This is a genomic window from Fructobacillus tropaeoli, from assembly GCF_016860625.1.
Taxonomy (GTDB): Bacteria; Bacillota; Bacilli; order Lactobacillales; family Lactobacillaceae; genus Fructobacillus; species Fructobacillus tropaeoli.
In genome coordinates, this window is sequence record NZ_BOJU01000002.1 from 1 (window position 1) to 13,690 (window position 13,690).

The 13,690-nt window shown below is 41.1% G+C and carries 14 protein-coding genes; all 14 read right to left on the reverse strand.

Features of this window, described 5'->3' with window-relative positions:
* Positions 1 to 212: 212 nt before the first annotated feature.
* Positions 213 to 2,003, reverse strand: coding sequence for a VirD4-like conjugal transfer protein, CD1115 family (locus tag FT12353_RS02125; protein ID WP_203617842.1), 1,791 nt, complete (start codon positions 2,001 to 2,003; stop codon positions 213 to 215).
* The gene (locus tag FT12353_RS02130; RefSeq protein ID WP_203617844.1) at positions 2,003 to 2,545 is read right to left on the reverse strand and encodes a DUF3801 domain-containing protein; all 543 of its coding nucleotides are present in this window, start codon (positions 2,543 to 2,545) and stop codon (positions 2,003 to 2,005) included. Before FT12353_RS02130 ends, FT12353_RS02125 begins: the two co-directional genes overlap by 1 nt.
* Positions 2,546 to 2,765: 220 nt before the next feature.
* Positions 2,766 to 2,870 (reverse strand): putative holin-like toxin, encoded by a 105-nt coding sequence (locus tag FT12353_RS08610; protein WP_059393014.1) that lies wholly within the window; start codon positions 2,868 to 2,870, stop codon positions 2,766 to 2,768.
* 171 nt (positions 2,871 to 3,041) lie between these two features.
* On the reverse strand, positions 3,042 to 3,896 hold the full coding sequence (locus FT12353_RS02140; protein ID WP_203617851.1) for an aldo/keto reductase: 855 nt from the start codon (positions 3,894 to 3,896) through the stop codon (positions 3,042 to 3,044).
* A 291-nt stretch (positions 3,897 to 4,187) separates the two neighbouring features.
* Positions 4,188 to 4,319, reverse strand: a complete 132-nt coding sequence (locus tag FT12353_RS08490; protein ID WP_308438118.1) for a putative holin-like toxin — start codon at positions 4,317 to 4,319, stop codon at positions 4,188 to 4,190.
* 156 nt (positions 4,320 to 4,475) lie between these two features.
* Entirely contained in the window at positions 4,476 to 4,850 is a 375-nt protein-coding gene (locus tag FT12353_RS02150) for an ASCH domain-containing protein (protein ID WP_203617859.1), read from the reverse strand.
* Entirely contained in the window at positions 4,828 to 5,904 is a 1,077-nt protein-coding gene (locus FT12353_RS02155) for a hypothetical protein (protein WP_203617861.1), read from the reverse strand. The genes FT12353_RS02150 and FT12353_RS02155 overlap by 23 nt, the downstream gene beginning before the upstream one ends.
* Positions 5,905 to 6,013: 109 nt before the next feature.
* Entirely contained in the window at positions 6,014 to 8,215 is a 2,202-nt protein-coding gene (locus FT12353_RS02160) for a phage tail tip lysozyme (RefSeq protein ID WP_203617862.1), read from the reverse strand.
* A 50-nt stretch (positions 8,216 to 8,265) separates the two neighbouring features.
* Positions 8,266 to 9,363, reverse strand: a complete 1,098-nt coding sequence (locus FT12353_RS02165) for a hypothetical protein (RefSeq protein WP_203617865.1) — start codon at positions 9,361 to 9,363, stop codon at positions 8,266 to 8,268.
* Between the two features lie 59 nt (positions 9,364 to 9,422).
* The gene (locus tag FT12353_RS02170; protein WP_203617867.1) at positions 9,423 to 9,620 is read right to left on the reverse strand and encodes a hypothetical protein; all 198 of its coding nucleotides are present in this window, start codon (positions 9,618 to 9,620) and stop codon (positions 9,423 to 9,425) included.
* The gene (locus tag FT12353_RS02175; protein WP_203617875.1) at positions 9,607 to 10,209 is read right to left on the reverse strand and encodes a hypothetical protein; all 603 of its coding nucleotides are present in this window, start codon (positions 10,207 to 10,209) and stop codon (positions 9,607 to 9,609) included. The genes FT12353_RS02170 and FT12353_RS02175 overlap by 14 nt, the downstream gene beginning before the upstream one ends.
* A gap of 2 nt (positions 10,210 to 10,211) precedes the next feature.
* Complete coding sequence (locus tag FT12353_RS02180; RefSeq protein ID WP_203617883.1) at positions 10,212 to 12,560, reverse strand: VirB4-like conjugal transfer ATPase, CD1110 family; 2,349 nt, start codon at positions 12,558 to 12,560, stop codon at positions 10,212 to 10,214.
* Between the two features lie 3 nt (positions 12,561 to 12,563).
* Positions 12,564 to 12,863 (reverse strand): hypothetical protein, encoded by a 300-nt coding sequence (locus FT12353_RS02185; RefSeq protein WP_203617885.1) that lies wholly within the window; start codon positions 12,861 to 12,863, stop codon positions 12,564 to 12,566.
* A 3-nt stretch (positions 12,864 to 12,866) separates the two neighbouring features.
* Positions 12,867 to 13,670 (reverse strand): hypothetical protein, encoded by an 804-nt coding sequence (locus tag FT12353_RS02190; protein WP_203617887.1) that lies wholly within the window; start codon positions 13,668 to 13,670, stop codon positions 12,867 to 12,869.
* Positions 13,671 to 13,690 lie beyond the last annotated feature (20 nt).

Consider the following 13,690-nt stretch of genomic DNA (forward strand, 5'->3'; position numbering starts at 1 on the left):
GAGATGTTGATGAGCAGCGGCTTTATGAGGCAATTGAGTTGATCAACAATCGACCCATGAAGTTACATAACTACCAGACGCCACTAGAAGTTTTTCGGGGTTGTTCGAATTAAACTTGTAATCTGCCAAATAAAAAGTAGAGAAAACGCTACTTTTCTCTACTTTTCTCTACTTTCCTCTACTTTTATGTTGGTTTGACTATCGAGATAGCCTCACAGTGTCCCGTGATCAATCAGCGGAATGCCTTCTTCTTGACTAGCACGCCACATTTCAGCGAATGGCAGCGCATACCGAACAACTTCATACCAATTCTCATCAGTCGGTTTATTCGCCAATTTAGCTGCCTTGGGATGGTCAAACGTGGAATATTTATAATCCATCAAGACATTTTCGCCGTTAATAAAGACCAGCGCCTTTTGACCATCTAACCGTCCGATTTCATCCGGTGTTAGTAAGTCACGCGCTTGTGTTTGGCGGTTTTCAGAACCACCACCCTTTGAATTTAAGGAATGGTTCCGAATCGAAATGGTTTGTTTTCCAGAACGTTGCGATAAATATTCGATGGTCTCTTTTTCATTACCGCCCAAGAAAAGCAAAGTATCAGCGGTCGCTAAGAGACTGGCCCAACCTTTGTTATACATTGTTTTCAATTGATCCAAGGCTTGCAAAATGACCACAATCGACATTTCACGACTCCGCAAGGTTGCCATGGCTTTATCAATATTGGGTAATTTGCCAATATTGGCAAATTCATCCAAATAATAGCGCACATGTTGTAAGGGCTGTTGGGTCTTCAAAAGCCCTTGGTTCACCTGATCGGCCTTCTTCGATAACGTGGTAATTGAAGTGGCCACTAACATCGAGGCCAGGAAGTTATATGAACTACTTAATTCTGGAATTGAAATAAAGACGGCCGTCTTCTTTTCATTCCAAGAACCAATGTCCATGGTGTCATGCTCAATCATTTGCTGGACAGCTTGGTGATCAAAAGAAGCAAAGACTGCGACTGCATTCCCAACAATCCCGGCTTTGGTTTCGGCTGCACCACCCGTTGATTGAAAACTTTGCCATTGTTTGACCGCATAATTGCCGGGATGCTTTTGTTCCAATTCAATCATCCATTTTTCAACTTGACTGGGCTCCTCTTGATCAACACGTATAATGTTCCGTAACAAATCAGCGACTTGACCGATGTGTGGCAAATAGCCGTTATCACGGCCATCAAACCATAAAAAGGCAATCAATGAGCGCAACAACATGTCCGAAGCCAACTTCCAAAAATCAGGTTTCTGCTCATTACCCGCAATGGAAATCGAGATGCTTTCGAGCACCCGGTCAACATCCAATTCGGTGGGCATATAAGCAAAGACGTTAAAAGTATTGGAATTACTTAAATTCGCCAAATCAAAGACTTTAATTTGATAGCCCGCTTCCCGCAACATTTGGCCAACTTCATGCACCAACAGACCTTTGGGGTCGGTTACGACCATGGAGGCATTCATTTGCATCACATTCGGCTTCACAAATGTGAAGGTCTTTCCAGAACCAGAACCACCAATCACCACCATATTTTTATTACGTTGGACCGGCATTGGTAGGCGGGCATTGAACAGCCCCATCTGACCATTTTGCGTAAGCAATGTATTTTTTTCAAAGTCCTCATCGGCATATTTCTTCATTTCGCGGGTCGTGGCAAAACGGGCTGATCCATGTTCTTCCCCTGCCCGATAAATCCCGTGGTCATTACGATAAATATAAAGCAACATGGCGGATATGAAACCAAGCAGCGCGGCTAAAAAAGACCAGAGAGAAGGAATCAAAAGCAGTGGCCAATGTTGCAAAGTTTTTTGTGATTCGGCGCTATAAGTCAAAAAAGCAAATTCTTTTTCTGCAAAGCCGTTCAAAGGAATTGCAAAAAACCAATTCGTTAAGAAATAAAATAAAATGGCCAAAAACAGACCCAGCCATAGATGTGGGACAATGTGTTTTTTATAGCGTTGCATTAGCGTGCCCTTCCTTTCCCAGCAGTTGGTGCTGCTTGTGCCATGTTTTGTGCTTGCGTTTTCATCGTAGATGCCGTGTGCTTTTCGGCTTGTTTGAACTCTTCGGCAACCGAAGACCGTAAGTCAGGGTCTTTGACAATATCTTGCCAAAGTTTGGCGTCAGGATCATGAATGTCCTTTAGTAAATCGTCCATGGCTTTGTTAATAACCTCTTTGTCTTGAAAACGAAAGAGTAAATCGGTTTTGCCATCATATTGACGAAAGGCAAAGGCCACGCCATGTTCAGCCAGAACTTCTCGTAAACGTTCAAGATTAACCGGTTGATTGAAAGAGGACGGCAACGTGATGATGGACTTGCCTGATTTTTCAGCCATAAATTGATAATAACCGAGTTCACCGGTGCGCTGTCGGTACTGCGCAGCACGATCGGCCAGATAGTGTCGTAGTGACTCCCCCGTTAACACACTAAAGGCTTTTAAGATTTGGATGACAGTAGTTTGCCCGCTGTTCGTAAATTTATGCAGTGCTTCTTTTTGTTCCATAACAGTTCCTTCCCAAATAAAAAAAGTAGAGAAAGCTCTACTTTTCTCTACTTTTCTCTACTTTTCTCTACTTTTTAACTTTGCTTCATTCGTGCTATAATAAAGATATAAAAAAGGAGTAGCTGCTGGACACAACTACTCCTCCTAGTGAACCCGTTAAACGGTGGCTAGCCTAAGTTAATGTTTAATAACCATCATCAGCTCGCTAAAGTAGAGATGGTTATTTTTTTTGACTTAATTTAATTAGGTCAATGACAATACCAATTAACGCTAGAATAAACATTCCAAACGTTAATAGTAAGGTCAAGACGTCCTTGGTGGACATCTGGCATCTCCTTTCCTAGAATGTGGGGATTGGGTCATTACACCATACGCACCACCTCCAATCGAGGATAGCCACCATCTTCACTTGTTTGCGTAATAATATTTTAGTACAAAAACGCCTTAACCATGCAGTCAAGACGCTTTTTTCAACTTAATATTTTTTCATAACAATTTAGATTGACCAACCAGTTAATCGTTCAACAAAAATTGGATCATTATGATCAAAGAAAGCAGATTCTTTTTTGTCCAGACCTTTGATTAAATCCATGTCTTCTTCTGAAAGATTAAAGTCAAAAACATCAAAATTTTCGCGTATACGTTCCTCATGAACGGATTTGGCTAAAACAACAATATCTCTTTGTATTAACCATCTTAAAACCACTTGCCCAACTGTTTTGTTATATTTCTTACCAATTTCCTGCAAAATCTTGTTGTGAAATAGGTTTAACCGTCCCTCAGCGAATGGCGCCCATGCTTCTGGTTGAACAGAATATTTTTTATTCCACTCTTCATCTTTTTCTCGTTGATTCCATGGATTAAATTCGAGCTGATTAACTTGCGGGGTTATTTTAACTAGTTTTGCAAATTCAACAATTTTCCCTGCATCAAAATTTGAAACGCCAAGTGATCGTACTTTTCCGGCATTCAGAGCACTTTCCATTGCACGCCAAGCACCATAAATGTCACCATAAGGCTGATGCAATAATAACAGATCTAAATAATCGAGTTGCATTTTCTGTAAACGCCCGTTAATGGCACTCTCAGCATTTTGCTCTTTGTACTCATTTATCCAAAGTTTGGTCGTAATAAATAAATCTTCGCGTTTAACAATTCCCGTATTAATGGCTTCTTTAACAGCTTCTCCCACTTCAACTTCGTTTTTATAAGCACCTGCTGTATCAATTAAACGATATCCAATCTTAATGGCATGCAGGACTGCCTCTTTGGTTTCACTCTCAGGGATTTGGTAGACACCAAATCCTAATTTGGGCATTTTAACGTTATTGTTTAATATTGAGTACTCCATCAATTCATTTCCTTTCTAATATAGCAATACTTTTTCCATCAAAAATATAAGAAAAAATTTTTTTCATATTAAACCGTTTAAAATCCGGTTTAAATTCAGTAACTTCTCCTTTCTTACAAAGACTATTAAACACCTTAGAGTGAACTCCCAGTCAAGCCAATATTACTTCTTTTGAGTATCTCGTTTCACGTGCTATAATAAAGACATTAAAAAAGGAGCAGTTGCTGGACACAACTACTCCTCCTAGCGAACCCGTAAAACGGTAGCTACCCTAATGTAATATGATAATCATCAAGGCTGTGCTAGAGCGAAATGATGGTTATTTTTTTGACTTAATTTAATTAGGTCAATGACAATACCAATTAACGCTAGAATAAACATTCCAAACGTTAATAGTAAGGTCAAGACGTCCTTGGTGGACATCTGGCTTCTCCTTTCCTAGAATGTGGGGGTTGGGTCATTACACCATACGCACCACCTCCAATCGAGGATAGCCACCATCTTCACTTGTTCACTATGATCATTATTATAACATGTGCGGATTTAGACTAGTCAGAATAACAAATATTTTGGCGAATCTTATAAATAGATAAAAGACTGTGGAGCCGCTTTGAGACTGGCATCAAAATCTTTCAAGGTTTTTGGCTCAATGTATGGGGTTACCTTCCCTAATTGAATGGCGTGAGCCTCTTTTTTTCCTTTAAAATATGCAAATAAATCCCGACGCGATATACCACTATATTTTTTGGTCCTTTGCCAGATTTCAGTCTTACTACCAGATAAAACACCAAGAACCTCTACTTCAGCAACAACCAAGCCCTCAGGTAACGTCGCGTAAATCACCATCGAATCGACATTTTTGTTCTTGAAAACTGTGCGTCTGTATTCAAATTTTTTGGTACCATCTAAAATCTTATAGACATATTCCGGTTTAATCGATAACAAAATTCTCATTGGTGTCCCCCATTTCAAGAATCTCTTTAAATTTTGTTTTTTGTATTGGTTCAATGACTATTCTTTGTTCTTGGTTTATTACGCCCTTTTCTAAAAGTAGTTTTCTATTGGGGTATGTTGCAAAAGAAAAATTATAAATAAATTTAATAATCCATGGATATTTTTTTGTATGCCAAAAATCATTCAGCTCTTCATCTGTAAAAATCGATTTACCTTTAACAAATCGATAAAATACATCATATGAACTGAAATCCCTAATACTTTTGACTTCTGTAATGGTACCAACAGAGGTTATAACTGATCGATAATACGCTGGGCCCATGTTGTCGTTCATACGATAAGCAACAACATGGTCTCCCTCGATTAATTTCATCGCATTTATGGAGGCCGACAAATAAATTTTCTCGATACTGTTTATAGAACTAGTATCTTCAACAAGGGAATGTCTTTCACTTTTTAAGTCCACTTCACCAAACATTTTGTTATGGTATTTTGGGAGAATTGCTAATAAATAATCATTCCCCTCATTTTGTGAAAAAAACGGAAATAATTGATAAACATCATTTTTTCCATTTGGATCTGGCACCATTTTTCTAAAAACTAATTCTTTGCCATTCTTTACCCCATATTTAGAAAAACCGTACTTTTGTAACAAACGTTGTAGTCCCATAGTATTGTCGTTTGCGTATAAAGTGACATATAAATACTTATACTCATTAGAAAGCTCAGCAAATTTTCTCATTACTATTGCTAGAAGTCGCTTGCCTAGAGCAGAGTGATGCTTAAAGTCTACTTTGAACGTACCAATCTTCAAACGTTTACCTGTAAGAGATGGCACAACGTCATCATCAATTTCATGTTCCTTCTTTAAGTAAACAAAAGCGATTAAATTATGGTTTACATCATAAGAAACATATGCTTTTTCATCAAGCGCAGCTTTTCGTCGAAACCATTCATCAAACTCCGAGTAACTCGCTCTTAGTGACTGAAAAAAAGAATCGTTGACGTCTATTTTCGAAAAATTAGTTAATACAATATGGTCTTCTCTTTCCAAAATCTTTTTCTCTCCCTTAATTTATATACATAGATATTACCACATCGCTGCAAACTGTTTCTCTACTTTTCTAAGTATGACCGCTGCTGGATTAAGACGCCAGTCTTTTTTAAGTGGATTGGTTGCCACCATAGTCCTTGGCAATTTCATTGCCTCGCTTCTCATCCGCGTCTTGCTTTTTTTCCTCCTTGGTCTTACCTAGATATTGGTACCAATTTAAGGCCGCGTTGGTTCGATCTTGCAACTTATTGCCAGGATTTCCTTCCCATTGTGTCAAAAACTGTTGGGTTAAATCCTTCACGTCTTGGCTGTCCGAGGACAAAATCGCTTTAGCCACATCGGAGTGCCCGCCATCGTGATTCACTAAGAAATCAATTTGCAAGTCCAAATCATACCACTTCTTGTTTTGAGATTTTGCATAATCCACTAAGGCCGTATGACGTCCTCCTGGTCCCGGCGCGACATCTGTCCATTGTCCCAATCCTAAACCGCGGTGAATGATATTCGCAAAACGACCGTCATAGATTTGTGGGCCGCCAATATTCAACCAATCATCTTTATCATAAGAACCGTCATACTTGCCAACGGGCGCTTTTAGATAATCACCCTCGGCTCGCTTGGGGTTAATCGAACTTTCAACATCAAAATTACCGAGCATGGCGGCAATGCCAGCCTTCTTATAGCCCATCTTGGTCAGCTGATCGTATACTTTTTGCGCATTTTGAGCCTTATCTTTCGAAGGGTCAAAGTTTTCATCAGTCGTTGTCGTAAACTGCGTATAACGAACCTTCTTAAAGTAAAATCCAGGGTTGGCGTCAAACCACTGCTTTTCTAAATCATCAAAGAGACGATATTGTAAATTGATATGATCACCTAAAGTATTTCCAAGTAGATCACCAGCGTTCAAATTAGCACCCTGTTGTAAGCGGCTAAGGTCTACGCCATCAATGGTCAAAACTGCTTGGTCCTGTGTCAACTGCACGGTATGGTCATTCACGAAACGAACCGTTCCACCCATTGGCACTTTTAGCATCGTCCCTTTCGCAATATCGATGGTTGACCAATCGTTTTTAACTTCCTTGCCGTTTTGTTTCTCATACCCCAGTCGGCGACTAATCACCACATTGCCATCATCCGTCAAATTTTCCAATTGATTTCCTAAAACATCAAAACCAATTTCATCACGACTGATTTTCACATCTTGCTGTTCACTCTCTTTTAAAATCCAAGGGTTATGCAAGTCATCTTCAGTCGCAACTTTGTTACCGCTCATCAACTCATCAACCGTTTTTTCAGCGTCTTTGACATGCACGGCATCCCACTGCTTTGCCAAAACATCTTGATACTTGATAACCCCAAAAGGCAATTGCAGACTTTGCTTTTGGTCATGGATATTAAAATCCTCCAACAGCTCGTTATTATAAAACATAAACGGTGCCCAATCCGTATAGTATTGGTGCTGGTCATCAGACTTTTGAGCATCCAGCTGGGTCATGTAGAGCCAAGTATCATTGATTTCGTGATTGTCTTGTTTCAAACCAGGTTGATTAATGCCCCCCACCATAAAAGCCAACAATAACGGCAAACAAACCAGAATACCGACTAAAATTTTAAATTTCAACGAAAACGGATTTAACCATTTCACCCCTTTTTTTAGGCCTTTTCCTAAAAAGCGGCTAACACGAGTGGTTTTTTTGAAGCGGCCCGCAAAACGTCGCATCTGCCGTTTGCTTTTCTTTTTAACAGACCGCCCCAAATCACCCAGTCGCTTCCGTCCACCAAACCATTGTTGCTCATAGGGCGTTTTATAAAAGCCACGGCCCATGACGGCATTTTTACTACGATTAAGTACGTGATAAGTGCCTAACCCAATATTGCCCGCTGTCTTCCCCAGCAAACGGCTACCCGTTTTCACAGTCCGACCATAGGAACGGGCTTGATTGATTGTATTGCTAGCTTGAACGTGTTGCGCTAGTAAATCATCCTCTTGTAGTTTTTGGCGTAAGCTATTTTGTACCCGACCCTTAACAGTTCCTTTCACACCAGCCTTGATGGTGCGACCGGTTCGATTGCGAAAACTCGTGTTGTCCAGTTTTCGATGATGCTTAAATTGCTTTTTTAAAGTCAACACATCCGCTTTTTCATCGGCTAATGTTCGTTTGGCGGTGTCTAAGCCATTACTCCTTTGCTTTTGCTTAAAAGCTTGCTTATAACTTTTTCGAGCTTTCTTATACGCCTTTTTAGTATGCTTCCGGGCGGCTCGGTGCCCCATACCATCATGTTCATGTAACTTCTCTGGATCAATCCGCATTTTTTGTCTCCTCTTGACTGCTCAAAAAAAGCAGCCAGATTTCTGACTGCTTATGAAAAGAGCTGCTTTGCTTCGTGAATTTTGGTTGTTAACTCTTCGCGAGCACTTAACAAGCGTTCCAATTGTTTTTGGTTTTCATCTAATCGCTTTTCCAACATTTGATCATGATCATGTTGAATGGACTGATCGACTTCGACAACCAAGTGGGCCTGGGTCTTATCAAACTGATCATCTAAATCCCGAAGCGCCTGTTCATAGCGTTCCTTTTCGCGGCGCTTGGCTTCTTCTAAATCGCGGGCCGCGGTTTTCTTGACTTGATCTAACAGCTTAATGCGCTTGTCTTCGTATTCCTGTTGCGTTTCCCGCCGAATGGTCCCCGACTGATCAGATTGGTTTAACAAGGCCGACAATTTCGCTTGTTTTTCTTCTAAGACCTTAACCACCGCTGATGAAACATCTTCTTGTAAGGAAGCTAACTCCGGATTTACGGGTGGCACAGTTTCTGCTGGTTGCTGGGGACTTGAGGCAGCTTGTTGCTGGGCTAAGAGTGCGGTTAAGTGTTGGATTTTAAGGTCCTTTTGTTCAGGAGTTTCAACTTCAGCATCTGCTGTGACCGCTCCTGACACTGGAACAGGCGTGGCAGATGATGGTTGTTCACTGGGAACCGGTTGCGACTCGGTGGTAGCGGCATCAGTTGTTTCATCAGTGACGACGACCAAATCTGCATTTTCAGTAGCGACCTTTAAGTCCGCATTTTCTGCCGTGACATCATCTGCATGCGGTACTTGTTCCAAATTATTTGGTTGAGCTGGTTCCGCTGATTGTGAAAAGCGATTGAAAATTGATGAATCATAAGGCAACTTCTTCTTGGTATAAAAATCAGCCAACTGGCTATCAATGTCACCACGAGCCGGTAAATCAAAAATCATGCCAAAGAGATATTCACCAGACGGTGCGCTCTTCAATAGCCCAACTTGGTCTGATAACCCCCGTCTTTCAAGGTCTTGACTCTGTTGTTCCACATAGTTCAAGAAGTCTTCTGTTTCATGAAAGACCTCAGTGGGCACGTACTTCCCAGCACGGACCTCATAACCGTAATGGCTTTCAGTCTTGTGTGATGGGAATAAATGTTTTAAAAGTTTTGGCATCGTTATACTCCTTTTGTGTGAAGTGCATTCCATTTAATCAATGCAAATCGTTGTCACCGTTAATTACGGTCACTTTCCTTCTGCACTAAAGCCACCAAATCTGATAGGCTCATGTCGTTATCTTTCATTGTCGCTTCCAACAACTCTTGGTCAACTTGCGCCAATGCTTGCTTTTTATCGGCTATTTTTTCATTCAGTGTCTTCAACTCTGTTTGCAGGCGCTTTTTCTTTTGTTGTAAACGTTCAGTTTTGGTCATCGTGAGCACTCCTTACTTGGTTTAAATCTTGTGGCTGGTCGTTGCTAGAAGCATCCGACAATGTTTTGCGTTGAATATTGTTAACGAGAGCCTGCCCCTTTTCGGTAGCATACGTCAGTAACAATGTTTCAGACTTACTGGTGCTAGCTGTTTGACTCGGATTATCCGTTTTATTGACTAGTTGCGTATTATGATAGTCAACCGTTACCAGCGCTTGTTGATCCGCTTGGTCAATATAAATCTTGGCATCGTCAAACACCTGATTCACAACATAGCCCTTATAGGCCTGATTTTCAGGCTTGGCTTCCTTAGCCGTTTCAGCTTGGAAAGCGGCCTGAGTCATAAAGCCTTGATACCGGTTTTGATTTTCGCCCAAGTCCTTCTTGGTGTAATAAGCAATCAAAAACTTTTGCACATCGCTTTGCTTAATCGTGGGTTGGCTATTAGTCAATGAACTGGTTTGTTGTATCGTTTGATTGACTTTGGGCACCGAGATGCTCTTCACCCCAATGCCCAACATAATCCCTAAGATAAGTAAGCCGGCAATGGATAGTCGCTTTTTAATCTTCAATTTTTTCAAGTTAAACATTTCTACTCCTTATCTGTATCAACATCCGTGTTTAGTAATTCATACAGTTTTGTGTGTTTTGGAATTGGATTTTTAAAGGGGACCATAATCCCATTCACGCGAATTAACCCAGTTCCCACTTCGGCGCGTTCATTAACGAACTGATCTAAGACATTTTCGTCGAAATGCAATTCTTCTTTCAAAATCTTGAGGTCCGGCGCCTTTTGCCGAAGTAACATCATAAATTCAGTATTGGAAGTCAAGTTTCGGCCCCCTTGGAATTGCGTGATATTACTAATATTTTGCGTAATACCGGTCGGAATCGCCCCATACTTTCGCACACGGGCCCACAAATTAGCAAACCAATTGGCACTGTCTTTATCTTGAAAGTTGACTTGAATCTCATCAAAGAATAGCCAAGTGGAAACGATATTTTGAGAAGCAACCACTTGTTTCCAAATCTGATCCAAAATGACCTGCATGGCAAACGGCTTCATGTTGTCATCCAACTGCTTCGTGTTAAAAATCAAAAATCGACCGCTTAAGTCGATATTGGTCTCGTATGAGAACACATCTTGTGACCCGATTGTATAAGGGCTCGTTGATAATGCCAAATCTTGAGCCACTTTTTCAGGCCGGCTTTTCAATACTGTTTGCCAGTCTACTAAAGTGGGCTTTTCATATTTTTCATACGTCTCATGCGTGACTAAGTCAATCACACCCTTTTGTGCGTCGGACAAGGTCAAAACTTTATCAAACATCGTCGTTAACAGGTTTGACTTTTCTTTCATGAAGTCAAGTTTCTTATCTTCTTCGCGCAGCTTGGTACGATCCGCTAAGTCCATCAGATTGAGGTGATTATCAGTCCCGGTCGAAATATCAAGGATTTGAGCCCCTAATTTTTGACCAATCTCTAAATACTCACTTTCAGGATCCACAATGATAATGCGGTCTTTGGGATGATTTAACAACGTATTGAGCAATTGATACTTTACCGCCACTGACTTACCAGAACCACTGGAACCCAAAACAAGACCAGATGGTGTTAACAAGTCCTGCTTATCCTTACGATCAATCGTAATGACATTACCAGTAATTTGATTTTGCCCAAAAAATTCACCGTGTGGGTTTTGCAATTCCACCGACGTAAAGGGACGTTGCGTTGCGACATTTAACGTGGTCATATCCCGATAAGTTTCAGGATTTTCTAGTAAGAAAGACCGGCCAATGGGCAACGTCGTGTTAAACGCCTCTTCTTGATAATTGTAGGCACTCTCAAAGAAAACCCCTTTAGCTTCCCCCACCGCTTTCACTTCATCAGTGATGGTCTTCAACTCACGACGATTTTTAGCCACCACCATAACGGTCAAGGTTCCGGTAAATAACTTTTGACCGTACTTTGAAAAGTCTTCTTTCAAGGCTTCCGTTGTCTTGCCAATGCCCTTGGCCAGTCCGGAGACAAATTCGGAATCCACCCCATCTTTAGCATTATCTTTTTGTTGGCGACGCTGATCAATCTTATTGAATTGTGAAATGGTTTGCAGTCTTCTTTGCAAATCGCGCATATTATACGGCTGCGCATGGAGAGAAATCGCGATTTCATGTTTGATTTCGGTTAAATTCTTCAGGAAATCATCTTCTAACATCTCCGGGTAATACTTCACGTAGAGTACCCGTGCATACTGTTGATTGAGTTGGAATTGATTGTTATCCAGTTCAATTAACCTGGGGGCTACTAAATCCTTGGCATGAAGTTGGTTAAAATCAGCCTTCTGCATGAGCATACCTGGATTGGTCAGTTGATTGATCAACCGAACGCGTTGTTCACCATCTAAAGCACGCAACGTTAATGGAACCCCTCCTTTACGAAAAGGTTCTTGAAAAGCTAATGTCGCTTTTGATAAGGCAATTTCGGCCGCTGCGGCTCGTTCCTGTTGGGTACTAATAATCGCATAACGCTTCACTTGATATTCATTTTCTTCTGATGAAAAACGTTGTTTCATCATGGCGTTAATTTCTTGTCGATAGACATCATCGGGGGTCCCAGCCATGGGCATTAACAAGTTTTCAATGGCATTTTCGCCCACGTGCTCGTTGACCACTAATAACTGATAATGACTCTTATCGTTTAGGGTATTCAAGGCTTCACCATATGAAACAATGACATCTTGTTGAGCAGCGACGCCTAGTGCTTCAAAAGGAACATCACTTAATTCATAAGCCCGTGAATAATGGTCTGCATCAATTTTCATTAGACCTTCTGCGCTTAAATCTTGAAATTGCAATGTATCTTGTGTACTGCAACCCAAACGTGCTAAACGCTCTTGCTTTCTTTGTTCGGCTACCGATAAAGACTTCTTTTTCTTAAACATGACCTACTCCTTTCCAATTTTCTGATACGTCCGTTTCTTCTCCGTTAAATAAAAGGTAATGGATCGTTTCAACGTGCGATCGTAGTCAAAAAAACGAAGTAAGAACGGCAGTAGTGTGGTGCTCACTAAAACGCCCGTGAGCACCCAGCCATACCAGCCCGGAATTAAAATAAAAGCCCCGGTTGAAAGCACAGCCCCTGGTACCATTTTTAAAATCAGCCCGCCCTGTTTGCGAGTAAATAACCCCCGACCAATCGTTGGTTCCCACTTTGATAAATCTGTATAAAATTCACTACTAGCCATTTCCTAACCTCCAATCAAACGACGTGTCATACTCTGCGAGCCGATCACTGCCCAACCGACCACAAACAACTTGACTAGCGCCAAGGCAGCCGCGGCTTGCCAAGTGCCATAGGATACTTTCCCTGTTAATGGAAAATCCGAATCCGTTTGCCAAGCCGGGATGAGCTTTAAGATAATAATCAAAACCACTGACTGCAATAAAACAATGGCTACTTGTTTCCAATAATTAATCGAAACGGAGCGATAATCTTCATGTAGTGAGGCTGCTAACATAATTGGTGACAAAATTTTGTAAACGCATAAGGTCAAAAAGCGCATAAAGACAATGACGGTCACGAGCATGGAGATAATGGTCGTCCCCAGTGAATTGAGAAAAGAAATTATTCCAAAGATTCCCTTCTGATACCATGACAAATCCACACGTGACATATCCCAAAGGCCGGCATTCGATCCATTACTTTGATTATGTAGTCCGCCAGTTGTGGCAATGGTATGGCCAATGGCATTGGCAAGGTATAACATGGCATCAATAATTTGCGGTGCCAGACCAATCACTAAGGTGGCGATAAAATAACGTAATCCTAAGTTCACCATGACCTCTGATGTCAGTGGCGTTCCTTGGGTTTCCCGAAATCGCTGCGCTGTCTTAGCCCACTCCAATAAAAACATGATGCCTAAAATGGCAAAGCCGATGAACATCAAGGCGTGGGTAATATCATTGACCCAGCTACTGGCCGTAGGATTCCAAGAACTGAGCGATTGTGTTAATTGATTGAGTTTGTCTTTATCTAAAACAACACCATTCATAGTCAATCCTTTCTAATGGG